The 25903-nt window shown below is 63.1% G+C and carries 27 protein-coding genes; 17 read left to right on the forward strand and 10 right to left on the reverse strand.

The window, feature by feature from the left end:
* Positions 1-86 precede the first annotated feature (86 nt).
* Both rnc and lepB read right to left on the reverse strand, forming a co-directional pair.
* On the reverse strand, positions 87-758 hold the full coding sequence (gene rnc / locus K3174_RS08725; RefSeq protein WP_221557871.1) for a ribonuclease III: 672 nt from the start codon (positions 756-758) through the stop codon (positions 87-89).
* A complete protein-coding gene (gene lepB / locus K3174_RS08730) occupies positions 755-1651 on the reverse strand; it encodes a signal peptidase I (protein WP_221557872.1) in 897 nt (298 codons plus the stop codon). Before lepB ends, rnc begins: the two co-directional genes overlap by 4 nt.
* Before the next feature lie 69 nt (positions 1652-1720).
* Between lepB and pgi the strand changes: the two genes are divergently transcribed.
* Genes pgi through K3174_RS08750 form a run of 4 tightly spaced genes read left to right on the forward strand, consistent with a single transcriptional unit; the run spans position 1721 to position 5304 of the window.
* Positions 1721-3274 (forward strand): glucose-6-phosphate isomerase, encoded by a 1554-nt coding sequence (pgi, locus tag K3174_RS08735; protein ID WP_221557873.1) that lies wholly within the window; start codon positions 1721-1723, stop codon positions 3272-3274.
* On the forward strand, positions 3271-4143 hold the full coding sequence (locus K3174_RS08740) for an SGNH/GDSL hydrolase family protein (protein WP_221557874.1): 873 nt from the start codon (positions 3271-3273) through the stop codon (positions 4141-4143). Before pgi ends, K3174_RS08740 begins: the two co-directional genes overlap by 4 nt.
* Before the next feature lie 55 nt (positions 4144-4198).
* Complete coding sequence (locus K3174_RS08745) at positions 4199-4882, forward strand: ferritin-like domain-containing protein (protein WP_221557875.1); 684 nt, start codon at positions 4199-4201, stop codon at positions 4880-4882.
* A gap of 17 nt (positions 4883-4899) precedes the next feature.
* Positions 4900-5304, forward strand: a complete 405-nt coding sequence (locus K3174_RS08750) for a GtrA family protein (RefSeq protein ID WP_221557876.1) — start codon at positions 4900-4902, stop codon at positions 5302-5304.
* 6 nt (positions 5305-5310) lie between these two features.
* Here the strand turns inward: K3174_RS08750 and K3174_RS08755 are convergent, their stop codons facing one another.
* Both K3174_RS08755 and K3174_RS08760 read right to left on the reverse strand, forming a co-directional pair.
* Positions 5311-5676: a hypothetical protein gene (locus K3174_RS08755; protein WP_221557877.1), complete on the reverse strand. Its 366-nt coding sequence runs from the start codon at positions 5674-5676 to the stop codon at positions 5311-5313.
* Positions 5676-6551: a divalent metal cation transporter gene (locus tag K3174_RS08760; protein ID WP_221557878.1), complete on the reverse strand. Its 876-nt coding sequence runs from the start codon at positions 6549-6551 to the stop codon at positions 5676-5678. Before K3174_RS08760 ends, K3174_RS08755 begins: the two co-directional genes overlap by 1 nt.
* Before the next feature lie 289 nt (positions 6552-6840).
* Between K3174_RS08760 and K3174_RS08765 the strand changes: the two genes are divergently transcribed.
* Complete coding sequence (locus K3174_RS08765) at positions 6841-8199, forward strand: DEAD/DEAH box helicase (RefSeq protein ID WP_221557879.1); 1359 nt, start codon at positions 6841-6843, stop codon at positions 8197-8199.
* Between the two features lie 91 nt (positions 8200-8290).
* On the forward strand, positions 8291-9643 hold the full coding sequence (gene gorA / locus K3174_RS08770; RefSeq protein WP_221557880.1) for a glutathione-disulfide reductase: 1353 nt from the start codon (positions 8291-8293) through the stop codon (positions 9641-9643).
* Here the strand turns inward: gorA and K3174_RS08775 are convergent.
* Complete coding sequence (locus K3174_RS08775; RefSeq protein WP_221557881.1) at positions 9640-10743, reverse strand: NAD(P)/FAD-dependent oxidoreductase; 1104 nt, start codon at positions 10741-10743, stop codon at positions 9640-9642. The two genes, gorA and K3174_RS08775, sit on opposite strands and share 4 nt — an antisense overlap.
* Before the next feature lie 69 nt (positions 10744-10812).
* On the opposite strand from K3174_RS08775, the gene K3174_RS08780 reads away from it, so the two are divergent.
* The 6 genes from K3174_RS08780 to K3174_RS08805 all read left to right on the forward strand — a co-directional run bounded on the left by K3174_RS08780 (position 10813) and on the right by K3174_RS08805 (position 15778).
* On the forward strand, positions 10813-11832 hold the full coding sequence (locus K3174_RS08780; RefSeq protein WP_221557882.1) for an NAD-dependent epimerase/dehydratase family protein: 1020 nt from the start codon (positions 10813-10815) through the stop codon (positions 11830-11832).
* A 108-nt stretch (positions 11833-11940) separates the two neighbouring features.
* On the forward strand, positions 11941-12495 hold the full coding sequence (locus K3174_RS08785; RefSeq protein WP_221557883.1) for a TspO/MBR family protein: 555 nt from the start codon (positions 11941-11943) through the stop codon (positions 12493-12495).
* A gap of 31 nt (positions 12496-12526) precedes the next feature.
* Positions 12527-12772: an accessory factor UbiK family protein gene (locus K3174_RS08790; protein ID WP_221557884.1), complete on the forward strand. Its 246-nt coding sequence runs from the start codon at positions 12527-12529 to the stop codon at positions 12770-12772.
* Between the two features lie 88 nt (positions 12773-12860).
* A complete protein-coding gene (gene recO / locus K3174_RS08795; protein ID WP_221557885.1) occupies positions 12861-13460 on the forward strand; it encodes a DNA repair protein RecO in 600 nt (199 codons plus the stop codon).
* Between the two features lie 75 nt (positions 13461-13535).
* Complete coding sequence (gene leuB, locus K3174_RS08800) at positions 13536-14603, forward strand: 3-isopropylmalate dehydrogenase (RefSeq protein WP_221557886.1); 1068 nt, start codon at positions 13536-13538, stop codon at positions 14601-14603.
* A gap of 32 nt (positions 14604-14635) precedes the next feature.
* Complete coding sequence (locus tag K3174_RS08805) at positions 14636-15778, forward strand: glycosyltransferase (RefSeq protein ID WP_247712018.1); 1143 nt, start codon at positions 14636-14638, stop codon at positions 15776-15778.
* Between the two features lie 44 nt (positions 15779-15822).
* Here the strand turns inward: K3174_RS08805 and K3174_RS08810 are convergent, their stop codons facing one another.
* Together K3174_RS08810 and K3174_RS08815 are read right to left on the reverse strand one after the other, a co-directional pair.
* Positions 15823-17094, reverse strand: coding sequence for a phospholipid carrier-dependent glycosyltransferase (locus tag K3174_RS08810; protein WP_221557888.1), 1272 nt, complete (start codon positions 17092-17094; stop codon positions 15823-15825).
* 43 nt (positions 17095-17137) lie between these two features.
* Positions 17138-17524, reverse strand: coding sequence for a hypothetical protein (locus tag K3174_RS08815; protein ID WP_221557889.1), 387 nt, complete (start codon positions 17522-17524; stop codon positions 17138-17140).
* Positions 17525-17612: 88 nt separating this feature from the next.
* Between K3174_RS08815 and K3174_RS08820 the strand changes: the two genes are divergently transcribed.
* On the forward strand, positions 17613-18137 hold the full coding sequence (locus K3174_RS08820) for a TetR/AcrR family transcriptional regulator (protein WP_221557890.1): 525 nt from the start codon (positions 17613-17615) through the stop codon (positions 18135-18137).
* A gap of 40 nt (positions 18138-18177) precedes the next feature.
* Positions 18178-19383, forward strand: a complete 1206-nt coding sequence (metZ, locus tag K3174_RS08825; RefSeq protein WP_221557891.1) for an O-succinylhomoserine sulfhydrylase — start codon at positions 18178-18180, stop codon at positions 19381-19383.
* Here the strand turns inward: metZ and K3174_RS08830 are convergent.
* Positions 19380-19793, reverse strand: coding sequence for a DUF6628 family protein (locus tag K3174_RS08830; RefSeq protein ID WP_221557892.1), 414 nt, complete (start codon positions 19791-19793; stop codon positions 19380-19382). The two genes, metZ and K3174_RS08830, sit on opposite strands and share 4 nt — an antisense overlap.
* 121 nt (positions 19794-19914) lie before the next feature.
* Here K3174_RS08830 and K3174_RS08835 point away from each other — a divergent pair, with 121 nt between their 5' ends.
* Positions 19915-20526, forward strand: a complete 612-nt coding sequence (locus tag K3174_RS08835) for a 2-hydroxychromene-2-carboxylate isomerase (protein WP_221557893.1) — start codon at positions 19915-19917, stop codon at positions 20524-20526.
* A gap of 302 nt (positions 20527-20828) precedes the next feature.
* Positions 20829-21227 (forward strand): Co2+/Mg2+ efflux protein ApaG, encoded by a 399-nt coding sequence (apaG, locus tag K3174_RS08840; RefSeq protein WP_221557976.1) that lies wholly within the window; start codon positions 20829-20831, stop codon positions 21225-21227.
* A 3-nt stretch (positions 21228-21230) separates the two neighbouring features.
* Here apaG and K3174_RS08845 read toward each other — a convergent pair whose 3' ends face one another.
* Entirely contained in the window at positions 21231-22766 is a 1536-nt protein-coding gene (locus K3174_RS08845; protein ID WP_345719613.1) for a Ppx/GppA phosphatase family protein, read from the reverse strand.
* Positions 22763-24949 (reverse strand): RNA degradosome polyphosphate kinase, encoded by a 2187-nt coding sequence (locus K3174_RS08850; RefSeq protein WP_247712019.1) that lies wholly within the window; start codon positions 24947-24949, stop codon positions 22763-22765. Before K3174_RS08850 ends, K3174_RS08845 begins: the two co-directional genes overlap by 4 nt.
* 111 nt (positions 24950-25060) lie before the next feature.
* Here K3174_RS08850 and K3174_RS08855 point away from each other — a divergent pair, with 111 nt between their 5' ends.
* Entirely contained in the window at positions 25061-25858 is a 798-nt protein-coding gene (locus K3174_RS08855) for a LysR family transcriptional regulator (RefSeq protein ID WP_221557894.1), read from the forward strand.
* The last annotated feature ends 45 nt before the right edge of the window (positions 25859-25903 follow it).

Consider the following 25903-nt stretch of genomic DNA (forward strand, 5'->3'; position numbering starts at 1 on the left):
TTTGCGCACAGCCTTCGAAAGGCTCAGGCTGGGCGGATTCTGCCTAGCTTGGGACGGATACCGCTCACCCTGAGCTCGTCGAAGGGTCACCCGTATTTCTCCATGAATTCCCGTGCCGCCTGCTTTTCGGCTTCCTGCTTGCTACCCGCGGTGCCTTCTGCCTCGCCGACCTTGTGAACTTTCACCCGTACCGTGAACTTCGCTGCATGGTCGGGCCCGGAACGGTCGACCAGTTCATATTCGGGCGGGCGTCGCTGATTGCCGGCCGCCCATTCCTGAAGCGCGCTCTTGGGATGTTTGGACCTGCCGGCGCCGCCTTCGAGAGCAGGGCGCCACAGCTTAAGCACCAGCGTGCGCGCCGCTTCGAAACCATTGTCGAGGAATTGCGCGCCAAGCAGGGCTTCGATCACGTCGCCGAGGATATTGTCGCTGTCGCGCCCGCCATCGGCATTGGCCTGTTTGGAAATGCGCATATGCGGTGCCAGACCGATGCCGCGCGCGACCTGCGCGCATGTCTCGCGACTGACCATGGCGTTGAGGCGCTGTGCCAGCTTGCCCTCGGGCGCACTGTCGTGAGCATAGAGCCAGTCGGCAATCGACAGGCCCAGCACCCGATCGCCGAGAAATTCCAGTCGTTCGTAATCCTGCTTCTCACCCATGCTGCCATGCGTGATCGCGGCGAACCACAGTGCCTCGTCCTTTATCGTAAAGCCCGTACCGGTCAGCCAGTCCCGCGCTTCGGGTTTGAGCGCGCTCATATATCGCTTCCGATACGGTTCCAGCGTGCCGCGGTGAACCAGGTCCAGGGCAACAGCCATTCGGCGCTGCCATCGGTCGACCACAGCACCCGGCTGGCCCTGCCGACCAGCAGGTCCGCATCGACGAGACCTACGCCGCCATCGGGCACTGCCGGAAAACGGCTGTCGAGCGAATTGTCGCGATTGTCGCCCATCATGAACAGCTTGCCTTCGGGTACGACGACAGGATCGGTATTGTCTGGATCGATGCGGATCGGAACGCCGCTGCTATCCCGCGCGATCCCGCCGGCACCATCGGTCAGGAAGCGCGGGCCGACATTGCCGAAGTCGATCGTCATGTAGCTTTTGCCCGAGGGCAGCGTTTCGCGGAATTGGCGATAGCGGCAGATCGTACCGTCCACGTCCTCGCCCCCGTCGCTGCGGCAACCGGTATTCGCGCTCATCGGGATGTCGGCATAGCCCGCTTCCTGCTTTGCAAGCGGCTCGCCATTGAGGATAACGACTCCGTCCCGCACCGCCACGGTATCGCCCGGCAGGCCGATCACGCGCTTCACGTAATCGACGCCGGTCGCGGGGTGCTTGAAGATGGCGACATCGCCGCGCTCGGGCATATGCGCGAAGATACGCCCTTCGAATAGCGGCACCTCAGCCGGGAGCGAATATTTGGAGAAACCGTAAGGCCATTTCGCCGCGACCAGATAGTCGCCGTTGCGCAAATTGGGCAGCATGCTTTCGCTGGGAATGGTGAAGGGCGAGAAGATGAAGCTGCGGAAGATCAGCACCGCAATCACTAGTTTGGCGACGAACCACAGGAAGCTGCCGAGCGATTCCTTTTCTGCCGGTTCGGCGGCAGCGGTCTCCGGCGAATTCGTATCCAGCGTACGATCTGTCATGCGGGGTTCTCAATCATCGTCGAAGTCCCTAGTCGCAGGAGCGCAGCCATTAAAGGATTTTTGCCCGCCATGACCACAGCAGCCGAGCTCTGGACCCGCCTCGAAAACCTGCCGCGCCCGACGCTGGGCGAGCTGTTCAGCGCGGACCGCGACGGTGGCGAGGGTGCGGACGAGCCCGGCGGTGCCGATCGCGTGGCGATGCTTTCCGGTCGGATCGAGCTGGATGACGGCGGTATCCTGTTCGACTGGTCGAAAACGCATCTCGACCGCGCGGCAATCGCGGCGTTCGAGGAACTTGCCGTGGCGATGGATTTTGCCGGTATGCGCGCCAAGCTATTCGGCGGCGAGGTGGTCAATCCGACCGAAGGTCGTGCCGCCGATCATGCCACGCTGCGCGGCACCGGCGATGAAGCCAAGGTGGAAGAGGCGATGGCGCTGATCGAACGTATGGGCATGCTGGTCGAGGCGATCCACCAGGGCGCTCTGGGCGAGGTCGAGCACCTGATCCATATCGGCATCGGCGGCAGCGCGCTGGGCCCGGCGCTCGGTGTCGATGCGCTGAGCCGCGACCTTTCCTATTGCGACGTCCACGTCGTCTCGAACATCGACGGCGTCGCACTCGAACAGGCCTTTGCCGCCTGCGATCCGGCCAAGACGCTGATCGCGGTCGCGAGCAAGACTTTTACCACCATCGAGACGATGACCAATGCCGAAAGCGCGCTGAAGTGGCTGCACGACAATGGTGTATCCGACCCGGGAGGGCGCGTGATCGCATTGACCGCCAACCCGGAAGGCGCGGTCGAGTGGGGCGTCGACGAAACGCGCATCCTGCCATTTCAGGAAAGCGTCGGCGGGCGCTATTCCATCTGGTCCTCGATCGGCTTTCCCATCGCCATGGCAGTGGGAATGGAAGACTTCCGCGCGTTCCTGGCGGGCGCGCGCGCCGTCGATGCGCATTTCCGCGATACCGACGGTGCAGCCAACCTCGTCCTGCGCGCGGCCTTCGCCGATCTCTACTACACGCGTGTGCGCGGTTGCCAGACGCGCGCCGTGTTCGCTTATGACGAGCGGCTCGGCCTGTTCCCCGACTATCTCCAACAGCTGGAGATGGAATCGAACGGCAAACGCGTCACCGCCGACATGCGACCGGTCGACGGACCGACAGCGCCGATCACCTGGGGCGGGGTCGGGACCGATGCGCAGCACGCTGTGTTCCAGCTGCTCCACCAGGGCACGCATCTCGTGCCGGTCGATTTCATCGCCAGCATCGCGCCGGGCGACGATCTCGACCCCGCGCATCATCGCATTCTGCTGATGAACTGCTTCGCACAGGGAGCTGCACTGATGGCCGGCAAGGCGGGCGAGGATCCCGCGCGCAACTATCCCGGCGACCGTCCGAGCGCGACGATCCTGTGCGACGATCTCGACGCCGGGGCACTCGGTGCCCTCATCGCCTTCCACGAACATCGTACCTTCGCCAATGCCGTGTTGATGGGTATCAACCCCTTCGACCAGTTCGGCGTGGAACTCGGCAAGGCCATGGCCAAGGCAATCGAGAAAGGCGGCGAGGAATTCGACGCCAGTACGGATGCGTTGCTCAAGACGGCGGGTTTGGCGGGTTGATCCATCTGCTCCGCGTCATACTCGCACTGCTGTTCTTGGGGACCGCGCCTCTCGCGGCGCAAGAGGAACAGCGAATTCTGTTCATCGGCAACAGCTTCACGCAGGGTGCGAATTCCGCGGTGTTGCGCTATCGGCCCGACAGTGTGGCTGACCTGAACGACGAAGGGGTGGGCGGCATCCCCGCTCTGTTTGCGGAGTTTGGCAGGCAGGCCGGTTTCGATTGGGATGTGAGCCACGAATTGCAGGGCGGGACCACGCTAGGTTTCCATCGTCGCGAAAAAGGCCAGCTCATAGACCGGCTGTGGGACGTGGTGGTCATGCAGCAATATTCCGTGCTCGATCCCGACAAGCCGGCCGATTTAGCGGATACGCGCAAAGATGCGCCGGCGCTCGCCAAGATGTTTACCGCGGCCAATCCGGAAGTTCGCGTCCTGCTCATGTCGACCTGGAGCCGGGCGGATCAGATCTACCGGCCCGAAGGCCATTGGTACGGCAAGCCTGTAGGCCAGATGGCCATCGACCTGCGGCGCGCGATCGATCTGGTCGCCCGCGAGGCGGACGACATCGACGGCGTAATCCCGGTCGGCGATGCGTGGAACCGCGCGATGCTGGCAGGGTTGGCCGATCCCAACCCTTATGACGGTCGCGATTACGGCAAAGTCGATCTGTGGAGCTACGACCACTACCACGCCAGCGCCGAAGGATCCTATCTCGAGGCTCTGGTGGTCTTCGCATGCGTCACCGGGTACGATGTACGCGACTTCGGCGCCAACGAACGTGCTGCGCATGAGTTGGGCATCGAGCCGAAGATGGCAGTCGCCTTGCAGCAGATCGCGATGCAACAGATGGAGCAAGAGGCTACCCGCTGAGAGTTGTCTATCGGATTGGGATGACTGACATTTCCTGACGTGGTAGACGATCGCCATGAAACAGTGGTTTACCTACCGCTACCTCGACCTGCTCGGCTCTATCTACATCTACAACGAGCACCGCGGGTACACTGCTCTCGACCGGGTGCTGGAAGCGGTCAGGGCCAAGCATCCCGAAGCGGTCGAACTGATCGCGGCGGTCGAAAAGCACCGGGCGGACGAGCGCAAGCACTATACAATGTTCAAGCGCTGGTTCGAACTGCGCGGCAAGATGCCGATCGCACTCGACCGCATGTTCGGCCATATCGACCGGTTCATCGAGATCACTTTCGGATGTACCATCGACAGCCTCGACACCGACGAGATCATAGCGAGCGACGACCTGTTCGAACGCCTGTGCCGGGTAATCTCGCTGACCGAGAAGCGCGGATTGAAGCAGGTCGAAATCCTGCTCGACCATCCGCTGGTCAAGCAGGATAAGGCGCTTCACCGCATCTTCGAGGTCGTCCATGTCGACGAGCCCGACCACTTCCTGCCTTATGACAAATGGCTTGCCGAAAATGCCCGGCGGATGCCCAACCGCCGCGAACGGTGGATCGACCGGCTGATCCATTCCGAACTGCTGTTCATCAAGCTGCCGCTGCTGTTCCTGTGGTTCGGCGCGCCGCGACTGACCGAATGGCGCGATGCGGGAGAGGACAATCCTCGGCCCGTTCCCAAGGTTCTGGCGTCCGCCTGAGCGCAATCGGTCCCGGCATGTTTTCGCGTTTCTTCACGCGCCGTACGGGCGGCATGCTGGTCCGCAACACGGTTGTCAGCACCGGTGTGTTTCTTATGGGGCTGGGCGTATTGTGGCTACTGGTCGAGCGCGCCGGTGTCGATCCGGTGATCGCGACCGGTCTCAGCTTCATCATTGCGAACAGCGTTCATTACGTTTTCGGGCGGACGTGGATCTTCGCCGGTTCGGACCGCAAGTTGTCGACCGGCTATGCGCTGTTCCTCATCAATGCCGTTGTCGGCCTGGCAGTGACGGTTGGCCTTTTCTGGGTACTGACAGAGTTCACACCCATCAACTATCTCGTCGTGCGGGTGATCGTCTCGGTCTTCGCCGGGCTGGCGGTGTTCGCGCTGAACGCGACAGTGAATTTCCGGCAGGTATGATGCGCTTCAGACCAGCGCGAAATACATGACCGCCAGCGCACCCATCACTACGACGCCCGCAAGGCTCAGCACCTTCATCGCTGGGCTGGGACGCGCCTTCTCGGGCATCTCGCAGCGGGTAACCACAAGATAGTTCAGCAGCGCGAGCAGCGGCGCGACGAGGAAGGTGGCCGAGGTCACGAAGTCGAGAAAGGCCGTAAACTCGCGCATCATCGTGAACAGCGCGACCACCGCCAGTACGGCGAGGATCAGGGTGCTGCCGACATATTGCGCGCGGGTACCGGTCTCCTGCTCTGCTCCGCGCAATACCTGGATGGCAGCGGGCAGGGAGCGGGCATAGGCGTCGATCGCGGCGATTACGGTGGTCAGCATCACCGAGAGCGCGGCGATGGCGGCGAGTGCAGCAGCAGCGGGCCGAGCGCCTCGCGGTAGAGATCTATCAACTGGCCGGCGAAACCCGGCGCATCGGGCAGCGGCGCGATCTGTTGTGCGTGCATCACGCCGGCGCCCATGATGCAGAAACATACCGCCATCAGCGTGGTCATGACATAGGGCCACAGGAAGCTCTTGCGCGCCTCGGCCAGCGAGGGGTGCGCATCTTCCGGAAGCGTGCGGTCGGCTTCGACCTTCCATAGCGACAGTGCCACGGAAACATCGACCGGATTGGGCATGAAGCCCGCCAGCGCGACGATGAACAATAGGGCGGTAGTCTGGCCGGCCCATGACAGATCGCCGAGCGTGTCCCACTCGACACGCGGCAGAACCATCACAGTCGTGATGACGGTCGCGATCACGAGAAAGGCCAACAAAACCCCGTTTACACGGTCGAGCAGGCGATATCCGCCCAAAAGCAGCAGCAGCGAGGAGACGGCAATGACCAGCGACGCCATTACCGGGATCGACAGTGTCGGACCGAATATCGTCGCGAAGATTCCCGCCGTTGCCGCGCCCAGTGCCGCCCAGACGATCGGCACCAGCGGGATAACGGCGATCAGGAACAGCCACACGGCCCACGCGCCGAGTTCGCGATAACCCGACAGCAGGGAGCGCCGCCGGACATGCGCATAATCCACTCCGAACCGATAGGCCGGATATTTGAGCAGATTGGCGAGCAGGATCACCGCCAGCAGTGCGACACCGAACATCGCCCCCGCACGCGTCGACTGGACCAGATGCGATGTGCCGATGGCGGCCCCGGTAAAAATCAGGCCGGGGCCGGCTAGGCGGCGCATGATTTCGTTCTTCACCGGCCGCTTTCCCTAGGATTCATAGGCTGCGGCGTGCCCCCAAGCCAATAGTCGTGCAAGCGAAATGATCGAACGTGCAGGCGAAAGAAATTGACTTTTTGCACTGCAACATCCATTTTCAGCGTATCGAAGCGCGCTAGCCAGCGTGAAGCGGCGATGTGGAAACATCCATCGCCCCGGCCGCGCCTCGGTCCAGTTTTCTCAAACTTCCCTGTTCACGCGGGCGGTTTCAAACCCCGCGACCGCGCGACGAATCCGTCTGCGCGCCGCATATTCGATGCGAGTAATCATGACTCAGTTTTCAGATCTCGGGCTGTCGCAGCCCGTCCTCCAGGCCCTCGACCTCAAGGGCTACACCGAACCCACGCCGATCCAGGCTCAGGCGATTCCACCCGTGCTGGAAGGGCGCGACCTGATGGGTATCGCCCAGACGGGTACGGGCAAGACCGCCGCCTTCATGCTGCCCAGCATTGATCGGCTGCGCGAGGCGGACCGGCAGACGCCGTTCAAGTCCTGCCGTATGCTGGTGCTGGCCCCGACGCGCGAACTCGCCGGACAGATTGCGCAGAGCGCCAAGGACTACGGAGCGCTTGCAGGCCTCAAGGTACATTCCATTGTCGGCGGGACTTCGGTCAACAAGGATCGCAACAAGCTGCATCGCGGCACTGACATCCTTGTAGCAACGCCGGGCCGTCTGCTCGACCTGATCGACCAGAACGCGTTCAAGCTCGACGGCGTCGAAATTCTGGTACTCGACGAAGCGGACCAGATGCTCGACCTGGGTTTCATCCATGCGCTGAAGCGCATCAGCCAGCTCGTGCCGAAGGACCGCCAGACGCTGTTCTTCAGCGCCACCATGCCCCGTTCGATCAAGGATCTCGCGGCGCAATATTGCCAGTCGCCGGTCCATGTCTCGGTGACGCCGGAAAGCACTACGGCCGAACGGATCGACCAGTATCTCTTCATGGTTCAACAGGACGAGAAGCAGACACTGCTCGAACTGATCCTCGGGGAGCGCCACGACGTGCCCGGCCAGTTCGAGCGCGTGTTGATCTTCACCCGGACCAAGCACGGTGCGGACCGTGTGGTGAAGAAGCTCTCGCAAAAGGGCATTCCGGCCAATGCCATCCATGGCAACAAGTCGCAGCCTCAGCGCGAGCGGGCCCTGGGTGAATTCCGTTCCGCCCGCACTCCGATTCTTGTCGCGACCGATGTTGCCGCGCGCGGCATCGACATTCCGGGCGTCAGCCACGTGATCAATTACGAATTGCCCAACGTGCCCGAACAATATGTCCACCGCATCGGCCGCACGGCCCGCGCAGGCAAGGACGGCATCGCCATCGCCTTCTGTGCCGAGGACGAGCGGGACTATCTCAAGGACATTCGCAAGAAGACCAACGCGGAATTCGAGCGCCTGCCCCTGCCCGATAACTTTCGCGCCGTGGTCGAAGGCATTGGCCCGACCAAGCGCGAACAGAAGCCGCGTCTCGCCAAGCCGAAAGTCCGACCGACCGGCGATGCCGCGAAGAAGCGCAAGCCCAAGAACAAGCACCCGAACCGTGCCGGCGCGCCCAAGCACGACGGTGCGCCCGGTGGCAACCGGCCGCCGCGCAGCCGCAACCGTAATCGGAGGCGCGCGGGGCGCTAATCCGGGCATGGCGGCGGCCTGCGTGTAACTCGCGACTTGCCGAACGCGTATGGCGGGCCATATCGCACGCCTGCGCAAAGGGAGCCGCTGCATGTCCGAGCAATACGATTTCGACCTTTTCACCATCGGGGCCGGTTCGGGTGGCGTGCGCGCCAGCCGGGTGTCCGCGGCGCACGGGGCGAAAGTCGCGATTGCCGAGGAATTCCGCGTCGGCGGGACCTGCGTCATCCGCGGCTGCGTACCCAAGAAGATGCTCGTTTACGGTGCCCATTTCGCCGAAGATCTCGAGGATTGCGCCAATTTCGGTTGGGAAATCGGCGAAAGGAAGTTCGACTGGATCAAGCTGCGCGACAATGTCCTGAAGGATGTGGACCGGCTCGAGGGCGCTTACACCGATACGCTCGAGAACCACGACGTTACCATCTTCCAAGAGCGCGCCGAAATAACCGGCCCGCACGAAATCACCCTGGCAAGCGGCAAGACCGTCACCGCGAAATATATTCTCATCGCCACCGGCGCGCGTCCGCAGATTCCCGACATCGAGGGTGCCGAACACGCGATCACTTCCAACGAGGCATTTCATCTCGACGAATTGCCGAAGAAGATCATCATTGCCGGCGGTGGCTATATTGCCAATGAATTCGCGGGGATCTTCAACGAGTTCGGCAGCAAGGTCTGCATCGTCAATCGCGGCGACCAACTGCTGCGCAGCTATGACGAGGCGCTGCGGGAACGCCTGCTGCTGATTTCGATGAAAAAGGGCATCGACTTCAAGTTCAACACCTCGTTCGAATACATCAAGCCTTGCGACGAAGGCGGCTTTTTCGTGAAGCTGACCGACAGCGAGGAGGAACGGGTCGACCAGGTCATGTTCGCCACCGGCCGCGTTCCAAATACCGAAGGGCTGGGGCTGGACAAGGCCGGGGTCGAACTGGGCGATAAGGGTGAGATCAAGGTCGATCGCTTCAGCAAGACCAATGTCGATCACATCTATGCCGTGGGGGACGTGACGGACCGGGTGCAACTGACGCCGGTGGCCATCCGCGAAGGACAGGCCTTTGCCGATAGCATATTCGGCAAGGGCGATCCGGTGGCGGTGGACCATTCCTGTATCGCCAGCGCCGTGTTCAGCCATCCGCCGATCGCCGCGGTCGGCATGACCGAAGGCGAGGCGAAGAACAAGCTCGGCTCGGTGAGGGTCTATCTGTCGGACTTCCGCCCGATGAAGAACGTGCTGGCGGGCCGCGACGAACGCAGCCTGTTCAAGATGGTCTGCGACGGCGACAGCGGCAAGATCGTCGGCATCCACATCATCGCACCCGAAGCGGCGGAAATGATGCAAGCCGCGGCCATCGCGGTGAAGGCAGGGCTGACCAAGGCCGACTTCGACGCGACCACCGCGATCCACCCCACCATGGCCGAAGAACTGGTGCTGATGCGCTAGGCAAGGCGGTCGAGCGACAGATTCGATGGCCCCACTCCGACCGCCCGCAATTCGTCGGGCCACTCGCCGTTGGTTGCCAGTGCCTCGGCCGCGAGTGCCATTGCAGGCGACGTCTGCAGGCCGAAGCCGCCCTGGCCCGCCAGCCAGAAAAAGCCCGGCGCCTGTAGATCGAAGCCGCATATGGGCAGGCGGTCCGGGGTGAAGCTTCTCAAACCGGCCCATTTGCTGGCAAGGCGAGGGATGGTGAGGGTGGTCGCCTGCTCCACGCGCCAAGCGGCGAGGGCGACGTCCTCTTCCTCGGGCTGGGCATCGCCCGGTGTACTCTCTCCCTCGTCCATGGGGCTGGCGAGCAAGCGATGGCTGCCCTCTGGCTCGATATAGAAGCCGGGGCCCACAGTCTTCGTGAAGGGCCAGCCGGATACGTCAATATCGGTGTCGAACGTAATCACCGTTCGTCGCAGCGGGCGGATCCCCACCGGAGCTACGCTGCCCAGCACTGCCACCTCATCCACCCAGGCGCCGGCAGCATTGACGACGATGCGCGCGGCATAACTCGCCCCGGGGGTGTCGACGATCCAGCGATTGCCATCATGTCCAAGCGAGATCACCGGTGCTTTGAACGTAAGCGAACCGCCAGCGGCAATCAGCGCTTTGCGATGCGTTTCGAGCAAGGTGTGCGCATCCAGCTTGCGTCCGTGCCGATCGAACAAGGCGCCGACGATACCGCCATCGCCTTCGCGTAGGATCGGCACCTGCTCCTGTGCCTCGGCCACGGACAGGCGACGGACATGCGGCGACCATTCGCGGTAGGCAGATTCAAGTCGATCGAGCGCTTGTTCCTGCTGTTCGAGCGCCAAGAACAGTGCCGGGTGGGGCCGAGCGCCCGGCGCGTCCAGCAGCGGAATGCTCGCAGCGGTCAATGCGCGCACGAGCCAGCCATCCATATCGAAATGGGCAAAGGCCGCGCTGCGTCCAGACGAATGAACCCCCGGCGCCTCCTCCGCCTCGCACACCATGGTCTTCCCGTGTCTTGCCAGCCGCGCCGCTGCCGACAATCCGGCGATCCCGGCACCGATGACGAAAAAATCGACCTGCTGCATCTCGCCTCCGTTGCTCCGCGAAACCATTCCGATTAGTCTTCTCGCGACAGATGACAAGGGGGCAGTCAAATGGCAGGAACGGTACTGGTGACCGGGGGCACGGGCTATATCGGCGGCGAGGTGATCGACCGGCTTCTGGCCAAGGGCTACACCGTTCACACCACCGTGCGAAATACGGCTAAGAGCGAGCCGAAGCTGAGGGCGCGCTGGCCCGAGGCAGGCGATCGACTTAAGGTCTTTCAGGCCGACCTGATGAGCGACGAGGGCTGGGCCGACGCCAATTCCGGCTGCGATGCGGTGGCGCATGTCGCCTCGCCGTTCCCGCTCGGTGTGCCGAAGGACAAGGACGAACTCGTCATCCCCGCCCGCGAGGGCACATTGCGAGCCTTAAGCTTCGCGCATCGGGCGGGCATCGGCCGGTTCGTGCAGACCAGCAGCGCCGCCGCGATTGCCTATGGTCAGCCGGAAAAGGATCACTTCACCCATCTCGACTGGACCAATCTGACGGCCGGCGTTCCGCCCTATATCGAAAGCAAGACCGTGGCCGAGCGTGCCGCGCGCGACTGGGTGGCGACGCATGCGCCGGACATGATCTTCTGTTCGATCAATCCGGTCGCCGTCTTCGGTCCCGTCTACGATGACGATATGTCGACCAGCGTGGAAATCGTGAAAAAGCTCGTCGACGGGTCCATCCCGTTGATCCCGAACATGGGTATCTGCGTGACAGATGTGCGCGATGTGGCCGAAGCACATGTCCGCGCGATCGAGGCCCCTGCCGGGAAGGTGCGCGGAGAACGCTTTCCCACCAGCGAGAAGTTCATGTGGATCCGTGAAATGGCCGATGTGATCCGCGCCCGCGCGCCCGAATATGCGAGGAAGGTCCCCAGCAAGCCGATGCCCGATTGGCTGGTAAAGATACTCGCGCTGTTTATGGACGAGATGGCGCAAATCAAAGGCGAGCTTGGCAATATCCGCGATGTTTCCGGCAGACACACCGAAGAGGTGCTCGGCTTTACCTTCATCCCGGCGGAGCAGACGCTGGAGGATACGGTACGCAGTCTGGTGGCGAAGGGCATCGTGAAAGCGTGATCGAAATGACCGGCGCATCGCCATGGGACGGAATGAACCTGCCGCATTGCCACTCGTACCTGGCCCCGCCAGAAGGCGCATGAAACGAATCGCTGACGGGGTATCTGCATGAACATGCTGGCGTCGCGCGGGCAGCTGCGCGCAAGTTTCATTCGCTGGGCACTGTTTACGGTCCCGCTCTGCGTATTGCTGGGCTTTCTTGCCGGCACGGTGGGCAGCGCCAGCTCCCCATGGTTCCAGAGCCTCGTGAAGCCGGACATCTTTCCCGAACCCAAGTGGTTCGGTATCGTCTGGTCCGTCCTCTATGCGATGATCGGCTTTGCGGTGGCCATGATCGCCGCCGCCTGGGGTGCGCGCGGGAGGACCGCCGCGCTGGCCGTGTTTGCGGCACATTTCCTGCTTAACCTGTCATGGTCGCCGGTGTTCTTCGGCGCGCACCAGATCACCATCGCGCTAGCGATCCTGGGGGCAATCGTGCTGAGCCTGCTCGTCGTGATCGTACTGTTCTGGCGTGTGCGCCGGGGCGCCGCACTGTTACTGTTTCCGTATCTTGCCTGGGTCTGCTTCGCCACCGTGCTCAATTACGAATTCCTCCGCCTCAATCCCGATGCAGACGGGGCGAGTGGCGAAGGGCAGGTCGAGCGGGTGCGGATCGGGAATTGATCCGCGCAGGCGGTGCGCCTAGATAACTGCCATGCAAAGCCAGAACCCGCTGATCGCCGATTTCGTCAAACTCGCCAATTCGGCAGCCGGTACGCTCGCCGGTATTGGTCGTGAGGCACGCGATGCCGCGCGGGAAAGGGCCAAGGAAACCTTCGGCGGCATGGACTTCGTCAGCCGCGAGGAATTCGACGCGGTCAAGGCGATGGCCAGCAAGGCTCGCGAAGAAGCAGAAGACCTCAAGGAACGCGTAGCGGCGCTTGAAGCGAAGCTGAAATAGCCGTCAGCCCGGCGAAAGCCGGGATCGCTCGCCGGTTGGTACCCGACCCCGGCTTTCGCCGGGATGACGAGTGGTCTACGCGGTGACCATGCATCTCACTGCACCCGCCATTCTCGTTGCCGCTCGCTCCCACGGGGAAACGGCGGTGATCGCGCGGATGCTGACCGAGCAAAGCGGGCTCGTTGCCGCCTATGTCGCAGGCGGGCGCGGGCGTCTGTTGCGGCCTGTGGTGATCCCCGGCAATATGGTCCAGGCCGAAATCCGCGCGAAGTCGGATAGCCAACTGCCGTTCGCGCGGCTGGAACTGGTCGCAAGCCGCGGGCCATGGCTGAACGAGCCGCTTCCCGCGGCAGCGATTGCATGGGTAACCGCGCTCACTGCCAGTGCGCTTCCCGAACGCAATCCCTATCCCACGCTCTATGCCGCGCTTGGCGGGTTGCTCGACGCCATCTGTTCGGCCGAGGCGGCGCGGCAATGGGTCGAGGCGTTGGCGACCTACGAAGCGCTGCTGCTCCGCGAGCTTGGCTATGGCGGCGAACGTCCCGCAATAGCGGGCCTTGGGCAGGCCTTGGAAATTCTCGACCGGCAGGAGCCACTTATCGGTCGCTACCTGCTTGCCGACACGCATGCCGACGTCCTAGCTGCACGCGGACTCCTGAGACAGCGGCTGGCAAGGATGATTTCCTGAGCCCGTCATGGCGAGGCGCCGGAAGCGACGAAGCGGTCCACGGAGTTTCGCCGCTCGCAGCGACGAGGTATTGTTTTGAAGATTGCGGTATTTGCAGGCGATGGGATCGGACCGGAAGTCACCGCGCAGGCGCTGCGCGTGCTGGACGAAATGTCGCTGCCCGGCCTCACTCGGTTCGAAGGCGATGTGGGCGCTGCCGCCTATCGCCGCCACGGCCACCCGCTGCCAGAAGAGACGCTGGAGATGGCGCGTGCCGCCGATGCGGTCCTGTTCGGTGCGGTCGGCGATTTTACATGCGACGACCTGCCGCGCCATTTACGGCCCGAGCAGGCGATCCTCGGTCTGCGGAGCGAACTCGGCCTGTTCGCGAATCTGCGGCCCGCGGCGGGTTTTTCCGGCCTGGAGCACCTTTCGTCCCTGAAACCCGAAGTCGCGCGCAGCATCGATCTGCTCGTCGTGCGCGAACTCAATGGCGACGTCTATTTCGGCGACAAGGGCGAACGCGACAGCGCGGGCGGGCGCGAGGGATGGGACGCAATGTCCTATAACGAGGCCGAGGTGCGCCGGATCGCAGATACAGCCTTTCGCGCCGCAATGGGCCGCGGCAAGAAGCTGACCAGCGTCGACAAGGCCAATGTTCTCGAAACCAGCCGCATCTGGCGTGAAACGGTGATCGAGGTGGCCAGGGAATATCCCGAAGTCGCGCTCGACCATATGTATGTCGACAATGCCGCCATGCAGCTGGTGAAATCGCCCGGACAGTTCGATACCATCGTTACCGGCAACCTCTTCGGCGATATCCTGTCCGACCAGGCCAGTGCTTGCGTCGGATCGATCGGTCTGCTCGCCAGTGCCAGCCTCGGCGAACGTCGGACGGATTTCGGCACTTTCGGCCTCTACGAACCGATTCACGGCAGCGCGCCCGACATTGCCGGTCAGGGCAAGGCCAACCCCATCGCGGCAATCCTCAGTCTTGCCATGCTGCTGCGCCATTCGCTCGGGCGTGAGGAAGAGGCCATGCGGATAGAGCGTGCGGTCGAAGGCATTCTGGCCGAGGGGGTCTTCGGTGGCGACCTGGGAGGTACAGCCTCGACGGGCGAAATCGGCGATGCGATTGTTAGGAAGCTGCTAACCATATCTTGAGGATTGCGGCATAACCGGGTCAAGCAATGGATATGACACCGGAATCGCAGCCTTCCATGGCTATGGCCGCCGCTACCAGTCTTGGTTCGCTGGAACTCGCCATCATCCTGCCGACGCTCAACGAGCGCGACAATCTCGCGCCGTTGATCGATCGTATAGAAGGCGCACTCGGCGAAAGCGGCTGGGAAGTCCTGGTTGTCGACGACAACTCCGCCGATGGCACCAGCGACGAAGCGCGCCGTCTTTCGCTGTCCGACCCGCGCGTGCGCGTGATCCAGCGCATCGGCCGCCGGGGACTGTCGAGTGCGGCCATCGAAGGTTTCTGCGCTACCGCTGCGCCTTATGTCGCGGTGATGGATGCCGATCATCAGCACGATCCGAAGCTGCTTGTGGATATGCTGGCCTCGGTCAAGTCGGGCGAGGCGGAAGTCGCCGTCGCCAGCCGTTTCGCCGATGGCGCGAGCATGGCCGAATGGGGCCGCCCGGATCGCGAAAAGCTGTCCAGCGTCGCCAACATGCTTGCCCGCAAACTGACCGGCGTCGAACTGTCCGATCCCATGAGCGGCTTCTTCCTCTTGCCCAGTGCCACGGCGCGTATGCTGGTACCCAACCTCTCGGGCATCGGCTTCAAGATCCTGCTCGACCTCCTCGCCACCTCCGAAACGCCGCTCAAGGTGAAGGATTTCCCGATGAATTTCTCCGCCCGCCGTTCCGGCGAATCCAAGCTCGACCGGGCGATTGCGCTCGATTTCCTCGCCGGTCTCTACGACAAGAGCTTCGGCAGGATCATTCCGACCCGTTTCGCGCTGTTCGGTACGGTCGGCGCGCTGGGTGTGCTGGTCCACATGGCTATTCTCTACGCGTTTATGCAATTGGCGAGCATGAATTTCAGCTGGAGTCAGGCCGTTGCGACCTTCGGGTCGATGACTTTCAACTTCTGGCTCAACAACTTCCTCACCTATCGCGACCGGCGGCTCAAGGATGCCGACAAGGTCTTCTGGGGCTGGGTCAGCTTCATCGCCGCCTGTTCGATCGGCGCTTTCGCCAATGTCGCGGTGGCCACGACGCTGAACGATCGCGGCCTGCACACGGTGTTCGCAGCGCTGGTGGGCATCGGGATCGGTTCGGTCTGGAACTACGCCCTGTCCAGCCGCTTCGTCTGGGGACGCTACTAGATTTTGGCGTGAAACAGCGATGCGCTGCTCGCGCTGGACAGACGCTACCGCCAGGATTCGAACCACGCCCACACGGCGAAACTGTCCGGCCGCGCCAGTGGCGCGGCGCTGATGATCGGGTAGAACCAGGCGAATATCAGCACGCTGCCGACGATGGGGGCAAGCGCGGTCTTGCGCCACCCATTGTGCCAGAGCGCGTCGCAGGCCAGCGCCAGCGCGGCGAGCAGCGCCATGCTGGGCAGGGCGTAATGGTAATAGAACTGCACCGGCTTGTTCGCGAAGATCCAGAAGCCCAGGCTGACCGCGTAAATCAGCGTCGTGCCCAGCGCGGCCCAGTGGCGGCGTGCGATGCCATGCCACGCGCACCATGCCAGCGCGGGCAGGCCGAGCAGCATGGTCAGCGGGTTGCCGATCAGCATGATCCCCCGCTGCACGCCTTCGACCGGTTCGTAGAGATACCAGATCGCGCGCGCATTCAGGACCCATTGCTCCCAGGTCGACTGGTAGGGGTGGGGCTTGAGCACGTTTTCCTGCTGCGACAGCATGAACTCGTGATGGAAGATCAGCCCTTCGGTAATCGGGTTCTGGCGGAAGAAAAAGGCGGGCAGGAAGCTGGCCGCATAGACTAGCAGCGGCACGACACCCAGCCACAGCGCGGCCTCGACCAGGGTGATACCGGGCACGGGCGCGCCGCGGCGGCTGAGAAACAGGCGGCGGCGCCCCGCGCTTGCACGGGCGAAGAAGAACACGATGCCGGGCAGGGCGGCGACTATCAGCGCGTTCCACTTCGCACCCATGGCGAGGCCGAGGGCGACGCCCGTCACGGCGAGCCGCCAGCGCCCTTGTTCGGGTTGGCGGATAGCGGCGGCGAAATGCCAGGCGGCCACGCTCAGGAAAGCGAGGTAGAAGATATCCAGCATCGCGATGCGCGCATGGATGAACAGGTGGAACCCCGTGGCGACCAATATGCCGTAGGAGAGCGTGGCGAAACGGCTCTGCGTACCGAACCACAAAGCCCGCATCGCTGCGAACAGTGCCAGCGTTCCGAACAGGCTGGGCAGCAATCGCCAGCCCCACGGATTGTCGCCGAACATCGCCATGCCCAATGCAATCAGCTCCTTGCCGACCAACGGGTGCTCGCGATTGGTGAAGGAGCCCATGGCAAGCAGTTCGCGCGCCGCCGGCAGATAGTGCACCTCGTCGAAATAGGCGTAGGGGACGGATGCCAGATAGGGCAGGCAGGCAAACCAGAACGCGAAAGCCAGCGCGGCGCACCAGCGGATCGGATCCTGGGGTTGCTCGGGCGCGCGGCTCATCGGCAAGCGGCTTAGGAAAGCCGCGCCCCCGCATCAAGCAGGTTCAGGAAGTTGTGCGCTTCTCCAGCCAGAACAGCCGCGCGACCATGGCGAGCAGGCCGATGCTGGCGGTAGAGACGACGAACAGCAGCCACAACGGCACGTTCATGCCCTGCGCCCGCGCCCGCGGCACGATGAAGAAAGTGGCGATCCCGACCGCGAAAAGCAGGTCCCACCAGACCTGGACGCCCCACATATTGGTGGTGTGGTTGACCCACACCGGCATCACGCCGTCGCTGATTACGGTGACGAGACTGTAGCCCAGGAACAGCCCGCACAATGTCGCCGCGATTACCGAACTGCCCGTCTCCTCGCGCGTGGTGGCGATATGAAGAATGGCGATCACCACAGCGGCAAGACCGGCAGCGGCGAAAATTTCGAGTGGTGTCATGACTTAAGGCTCCCGAGTCGAGCGTAGCGAATGCTACACTTGTAGCGCCATGTAGCACTCGCTACAAGGCCGTATGTCGCCTGCCCGAATGTCCCGCGAAACGCTGCTGCCGCTGCTGGCGGCCCATGTCATGGAGCATGGCCTTGCCGATGCCTCGCTGCGTCCGCTGGCCAGGGCTGCGGGCACGAGCGACCGCATGTTGATCTACCACTTCGGCAACAAGGATGCGCTGATGGCCGCGCTGCTCGAACATCTTGCGGGGATGTTTGCCGCCGCGCTCGATTCGGCGTTTCCTCGGGAGCGGAGCCTGTCTCGCCGTGCCTGTGCCGAAACCGTCTACGCCGTCTCGGGACGGCCCGAATTTGCGCCGTTTTTCCGGGTCTGGTGGGACATCGTATCCGGCTGTTCCAACGGCGATAGGGCGTATATCGAGGCCGCAGCCCGGATGATGGACCTGTTGCTCGCCTGGGTCGTCGATCACCTGCCCTTGGACGATCCGGACCCCGAAATGGGCGCGCGCGCAGTGATGACCGTGATCGAAGGCTCGCAGATGCTGCGCGCGGTAGGGCGCGAAGATATCGGCGAAGCGGGGCTTGCTACGCTGGAAGGCTGAGCCGCTTGCCGCGCGGGCGCGCCGTGCTATCCCGCTGCCCATGAAAAAGACCACCGGCATGGACCGTTCGATTACTTCACGATGGCGTCCCGCCACCCAGGCGGTGCGCGGCGGCACCTGGCGCAGCGATCATGGCGAAACCAGCGAAGCGCTGTTTCTGACCAGCGGCTACACTTACGACAATGCCCAGACCGTCGCCGATCGCTTTGCGGGCGAAGCCGAGGGCATGACCTATTCGCGCCTGCAGAATCCCACGGTGGCCATGCTGGAAGAACGCATCGCCCTGATGGAAGGGGCAGAGGCCTGCCGTGCTCAGGCCAGCGGCATGGCGGCGATGACCACGGCGCTGTTATGCCAGGTTTCGGCCGGTGACCATGTGGTCGGTGCGCGCGCGGCCTTCGGTTCGTGCCGCTGGCTGCTCGATCATTTGCTGCCGCGCTTCGGGATCGAGACCACCGTGGTCGACAGTGCCGACAACGATGCATGGGAGGCCGCGATCCGGCCCAATACCAAGGTGTTCTTTTTCGAAACGCCTGCCAACCCGACGCTCGACGTGGTGGACCTTGCGTATGTCTGCGGCGTCGCCAAGGCGCACGACATAACGACCGTGGTCGACAACGCCTTCGCCACGAGCGCACTGCAAAAGCCCCTCGAATTCGGTGCGGATGTCGTCGCCTACAGCGCAACCAAGCTGATGGACGGGCAGGGCAGAGTGCTTGCGGGTGCCGTGTGCGGGTCGCAGGAATGGATCGACGAAGTGCTGCTGCCGTTCCAGCGCAATACCGGCCCGAACATTTCGCCCTTCAATGCCTGGGTCGTCCTCAAGGGTCTTGAAACGCTCGACCTGCGCGCGCGCAAGCAGAGCGACAATGCCGTCGAGCTGGGGCAGTTCATCGAAGCGCGGGTGCCGAAGATGCTTCACCCCGGCCTCGAGAGCCATCCACGGCACGAGCTGGCGACCCGCCAGATGGCCGCCACCGGGCCGATCTTCGCTTTCGACGTGGGCGACCGCGCAACCGCCTTCGCCATCCTGGACGCGCTGGAACTGGTCGATATCTCGAACAATATCGGCGATGCGCGCAGCCTGATGTGCCATCCGGCCAGCACGACCCATGCCGGGATGACGCCGGAGGCGCGCGACGAAATGGGCGTGACCGAGGGGCTGATCCGCATCAATGTCGGGCTGGAGGATGTCGATGACCTCAAAGAGGATCTCGACCGGGCGCTGTCCGCCGCCGGCCTCTAGCGCCGCCAATTGTTGCGGGTAGCCAGCCGTTCCAGTTCGTTGCCCAGCGCATGGGCCGTGGTCATTGCGGCTGGACAAGGCGCATCGTCGGTCAGCACGCCGTGCACGTCCAGCCCCGCACCGCCGATCAAGGCGATCAGCAGCCCCTCGTCGCGGGTCATGCCCGCTGCGCAGCACGGTGCCAGCAGGATTCTGCGCCGCGATGTCCTGGCCAGATCGACCACAAGCGCCCGCGTCAGAACCAGCAGCTTGCGAAAATCGCTGCCCGCTGCATCGAGTGCCAGCATGGTCGCCCGCGCATCGTGCAGGCCATGGGCGGCGAGCCGGCGGACGAGGACCAGCCCCAGCGTCTGGTGCCGCCGGGCGGGAAGCGGCAAGTCGAGAGCGGTCGAATCGTGCGAATGGGCCATGCGATCTCCTTTCCACCTACCGTATGCTAATGACAATCATTCGCAAGTCATCAATTGAGATTTTTGCCTTTGAGTTTCATGCCCGGCTCTGGAATGTGCGTTGACGCAAGAGGAGGGGGTCATGACCAGAACCGTGGAGTACATCTTCGATTTCGCAGCTCCGAACGGGTATCTTGCCTGGTATCCGCTCAAGGATATCGTGGCCCGCACCGGGGCGAAATTGACGGTGACACCGGTCTTCCTCGGCGGGATTCACAAGCTCACGGGCAATTCCCCGCCGATGATGCGCGATGCGGATGTAAAGGGAAAGGTCCCTTACGCAGCGCTCGAATTCCAGCGCTTCCTCGACCGGCACGACATGACGCGGTTCAGCCTGCACCCGGCATTGCCGTTCAATTCGATCCTGCTGCAACGTGCGCTGGTGGCTGCGGCCAGCGAACAGGAACGACAGGCGCTGATCGATGCGCTGCTGCCCGCCGTGTGGGAACGCAATATCGATTGCGGTAATACGGATGTGGTCGGGCAGGAACTCTCGGATGCGGGTTTCGACGCGGCGCGACTGCTTTCCGCGACCCAGGATTCGGATGTAAAAGAGGCACTTGGCGCCAATACCGCTCACGCGGTCGAGCGCGGCGCCTTCGGCATTCCTACCTTCTTCGTCGGCGGAGAGATGTGGTTCGGTAAGGAACGTCTCGGCCAGATAGAGGAATATCTGTCCGGCGGCAGGCCCTAGGCTGCGAGAAGTATCAAAGCCGGAAGCGGCGCGAGCAGTGCGAGGTTCACGAAGGAATCCCCGCAGTGATCCTGCGTAAGGCGCTTGAAGAAGGCGATAATCATGTCCCAATTCCCCGATCGTTGCGTCCGGGCGCTGCCGAACCGATCCGCGTGCGGTAATAGGGTGTGTTTCTTAGGAGGGGGTCACGAGTCTCGGTAAACCGATTTTAACCTTTGCAAGTGCCCGAAACCGCGCTTGGTGGGGGAAATTCCTGTCCGGAAACTTGCACCTGCGGCATGGAGCATTAGGTTGAGGATGTGATCAAGGAGCTTTTCCAGCATGCCGCCATCACCGACGGCATTACCGTTAGGGTAGCGGTGAATTTCCTGCCCGAGCAATCCCGGCCCGAAGCGGGCAAGTGGTTCTGGGTCTATCACATCCGTATCGAAAACGGTTCTCACGAACGCGTGCAATTGATGACGCGCCACTGGCGCATTACCGACGGTGCGGGCATGGTCAGCCATGTCGATGGGGACGGTGTGGTCGGGGAGAAGCCGGTCCTGATGCCTGGACAGAGCCATGATTACGTGTCCGGCTGCCCGCTCGACACCCCGCATGGTTCAATGGAAGGATTCTACACCTTTCATGCCGAAGACGGTTCGCCGCTGGAAGTGCGCATCCCCTTTTTCCCGCTCGCGGCACCGGCCACGGCAAACTGAGGATTACTCCTCTTCCTCCTCGTCGTCTCCCAGCCCCGAGAACTCGAAACTGCCGATCTTGATCTTCGGCTTGAGGTCGAGCCATTCTGCAAGGATTTCGAAGTCGAGCGTCGCGGGATAGTTGGCGAGCGGTGCGCGACTTTCGTCGAGACGCAGCACGAGGGTCTTCTTCTTGCGCCTCAGCGCGCTAGTGGTCAGAGAAACCTTGCTCCCGCCACCGAGGCGACGCGCCAGGCGGAAGCCGAGACCCCAGGTCATGCCTTCCCGCAGATCGTCGTCGCTGGCGAGGACGCGCAGCTTGTCGGGCAGTTCGGTGCGACCGATGCTGCCGAACAGCGCTGCGCACATCATCGCGCGGCCCCGCGCATCCAGATCGATCCAGCGCTTGCCCAGCGACCATTCGATCGCATGACTGTCGCGCAGATTGGGTTCGACCCGCTGGAGCGCCCCGGATAGCTGCGCTGCCGCGAGGCGGAGGCGCTCGTTCACGGTTCCGTCCCCGTCGGCGAGATCGACGGTCCAGGCTGCGAGCAGCGTCGCTTCGGTAATCGACGCATCGCGCGGCGCGGCATAAGCGGTGACCCCGGCCAGCAGCGGGTCGGCCTTCATCTGCACGGGTTCGAGGCGTGAATAGAGCAGCCCTTCGCGGATACCCCAGGACGAGAAGATGAGCTCGTCCGGCTCAACCGCGTCGAGCAGCGGGCGCAGCAGCGCCGCAGCGTCGGGCAGATAATCCGCGCGCATCGGACTTATTCCGCTGATTTCCATCAGCTTTTCCGGTTTCGCCGCCACCAGCTCCTTGGCCAGTCGGCGGGCGTCGTCGGGCAGCAGCGTGAAGCCGTGCGGGTCGGTAAGCGGGTATTCGAAATAACGCATCGCATAGGCGGCAAGCGCACGCCATGTGCCCCCGATCATATACATCGGACCGGGATGGGCGGCTGCCCAGCCGACCGAGGCGAGCTGTTCGAGCACCGCCGCCTCGAATGCTTCCGATCCCTTGGTGCGCAAGGCGGGTAGTCGGAGCGTGCCGAGCCTCAGGCTCGAAGCTTCGCGGCAGGCATTGTCTGCGATCGAGACCAGTTCGAGGCTGCCGCCGCCGAGATCGGCGACCACGCCCTGTGCCCCGGGAAACGCGCCCAGCGCTCCCATTGCCGAGGCGGTGGCTTCTTCCTCGCCCGAAAGGAGGCGCGGCTTGAGCCCGAGATCGGCCACGGCAGAAAGAAACTCCTCGCCGTTTTCCGCATCGCGCGCCGCGGCGGTGGCCACGGTCTGGACATCGTCGATACCCAGATCCGCGATGATCAGCGCGTAGCGGGCAAGTGCGGCCAGCGCTTCGTCGGAGGCTTCCTGCGGAATGCGTCCGGTTTCCGAAAGATCGCGGCCCAGCCGCGCGGCGACCTTTTCGTTCCAGACGACTTCGGGCGCGCGGCCCGTACCCTCGTAGATTACCATGCGCACGGTGTTGGAACCGATATCGATGACCGCACGCGGCGGCTGGATCAACCTGCGTTGCCATTTGGCCGAACGGGATTTGCTCACTTGGCGGCACCCCGCAAGGTCAGGCGGGGAACTTCGTGGGCTTCGAGCGCCGCGCCGCGGCCTGATAGCGAAGGGTTGGACATGAAATAATCGTGGCAGTTGAAGCCGCCTTCTCCCTGTCGAATGCGGTGATACTCCCCGTCCGAGTCGAGTTCCCAGCTCTGCTCTGTGTCGAGAATATTGGCCAGCATGACTTGCCCGAGGACCTGATCGTGCACGGTTTTATTGGTGATCGGGACCAATACTTCGACGCGGCGGTCGATATTCCGGCTCATCGCATCGGCGCTGGTGACGAAGACCTTGGCCTGCCGACTGGGCAGGTTGCGCCCGTTCGCAAAGGCCCACACGCGCGAATGCTCGAGGAAGCGGCCGATGATCGATTTGACACTGATGTTGTCCGATACGCCGGAAATGCCCGCCCGAAGGCTGCAGATGCCGCGTACCACCATGCGGATTTCGACTCCGGCCTGGCTCGCTTCGTACAGCTTGTCGATCATCGGCTTGTTGGTGATCGAATTCAGCTTGATCCAGATGCCGCTCGGCTTGCCCGCCTTGGCATTGGCAATTTCCTTGTCGATCAGCTGATACAGCTTCTCGCGCATCCCGACCGGCGAAATGGCGATCTTCTCGAGATGATCGGGTTCGATATAGCCGGTGATGAAGTTGAACATCTTCGCCGCATCGCGGCCCAGCGCCGGATCGGCGGTGAAGAAGCTCAGATCGGTGTAGATTTTCGCGTTTACCGGATGGTAATTGCCCGTGCCGAAGTGGCAGTAAGTGCGATATCCGTCCTCTTCGCGCCTGACTACTAGACTGACCTTGGCGTGGGTTTTCCACTCCGTGAAGCCATAGATCACCTGGACCCCGGCGCGTTCCAGCTCGCTTGCCCAATGAATGTTCCGCTCTTCGTCGAAGCGGGCTTTCAGTTCGACTACGGCGGTCACGGCCTTGCCGTTGAGCGCTGCATCGATCAGCGCGGCGATCACAGGCGACTGATCGCCCGCGCGATAGAGGGTCTGCTTGATTGACACGACGCTCGGGTCGCGCGCTGCCTGGCGGAGGAAATCCACCACCACGTCGAAGCTCTCGAACGGGTGGTGGATGACGATGTCCTTCTCGCGGATCGCGCCGAAGCAGTCGCCGTCATGCTCGAGAATGCGCTCGGGATAGCGCGGGCTAAACGGCTGGAACTTGAGATCGGGACGCGGCTCCCGGCAGATGACCGAGAGATCCGCCAGGCCGAGCATGCCCCCGGTCTTGACGATCATCGTCTCCTCGACCTCGAGCTGGTCGCGCAGCAGCGCCTCGGCCACCTCGTCGCAATCGTCGTCGAGTTCGAGCAGTACGGTGCGTCCGCGCCGCCGTCGCTGGATCGCAGTACGGAAATAGCGGACCAGATCCTCGGCCTCTTCCTCGATCTCGATGTCGCTATCGCGCAGTACCCGAAACAGCCCGTCGCCCAGAATCCTGAAACCCGGAAACATCTGCCCGGCAAAACGGCTGACAAGGCCTTCGATCGGGACGTAGATCGCCTTGGCTCCGGGCACGCGGACGAAGCGCGGGGCGCCCGGGGGGATCAGCACCATTTCGATAAGATCGGTCTGTCGTCGACCTCGCTTCAGGCGGAAAATGACCCCCATTCCCATATTGGCGACGAACGGGAAGGGATGGCTCGGATCGATCGCCTGCGGTGTGATCAGCGGCAGGATATCGCTTTCGAAATAGCGTTCGAGCCAATGCTGCTGCCGCTTGTCGAGGTCGTCCACGGCGGCGATGACAATGCCCTCCTGCGACAGTAGCGGACGCAGCACGTCGAGGCTTTCCTGCTGGCGGTCTTCCAGCGCGAGCACTTGTTCGCGGATCGCTTCGAGCTGTTGGCGCGGGCTCTTGCCGTCGATACCCTGCGTTTCGATCCCGCGCTGGACCTGCCCTTCGAGCCCGGCGATGCGGACCATGGTGAACTCGTCCAGATTGCTGGCAGAGATGGAAAGGAATCGCAGCCGTTCGAGCAGCGGGTACCGTTCGTTCTCGCTTTCGGCCAGCACGCGGCGGTTGAAGGACAGCCAGCTCAGTTCGCGGTTGGTATAGCGGTCCTCGGGCGCAAGCTGCGCGGGCGTGTCGGCATCGTTGGCCGGTACGCGGGAGGTGGCTTCCGTGTTCATCTGGCTACGGGTGCGGGGCATGGGCTTCCAATATGACGGTTCGATTACAACCTAGTATGCGAGTAGGTAGATGAAAGGTCCGGTTGCTGCATCTTGTTTCCTCCGCGTGTCGCATTTATGGCGCATCGCACCATGAAGCGTACCCATCTGCCCCTCAACGCCCTGCGCGTTTACGATGCCGCCGCCCGGCACCTTTCGTTCACCCGCGCGGCGGACGAGCTGGCGGTCACGCCGGCTGCCGTCGGCCAGCAGATCCGTGCGCTCGAGGATCATCTCGGCACGGTCCTGTTTCGTCGCACCAGCAAGGGCCTGGAACTGACCCAGGAAGGCGCCGCCGGCCTCGATGCGCTGCGCGAAGGATTTCTCAAATTCGAGGAAAGCGTTTCCGCCATGCAGGCGGGGCAGGCCTCGGACAGTTACACCATCGCCTGCCCGCGCGAATTCTACGCGCAGTGGCTGGCTCCGCGGCTGGCTCGGTTCGGCGAAGCGAGCCCCGACATCCGTTTCACCTTCGTTGCCGACGAAAACGCCGACTTCACCGAAGCCAATCTCGATTGCGCGATCCGGCTGGTCGACGGGCCCGGCGATCTGCAGGGCATCGAACTGGACGAAGCGCGCCGGGTGACAGTGGCGCGGGCGCAGGAGCATGGTGGTGCGCCCGATAAATGGATCGATTGGGGCCTGCCCCTGCAGGATGGCATCGCGGCCCACGTCACCGTGTCCAATGCGGGTCAGGCTCTGTCTTCCGCGCTGGCCGGGTTGGGCAAGGCGATCCTGCCCGAATTGCTGGCCAAGGAATCGATCGATGCGGGCAAGCTCGAGGTGCTCGACGGTCCCCACACCGGCACACGGGCCTACTGGCTGGTCGCTCCGACGCCGCAATGGCGAACGAAGAAGGTCAGGGCACTCGTCTCATTCCTGTCGGAATAGGGGCTGTCTTTCCACATGGAGACGACGGCGGAACCACGGGATCGG

This window comes from Qipengyuania qiaonensis, from assembly GCF_019711515.1.
In the GTDB taxonomy this organism is placed as follows: domain Bacteria; phylum Pseudomonadota; class Alphaproteobacteria; order Sphingomonadales; family Sphingomonadaceae; genus Qipengyuania; species Qipengyuania qiaonensis.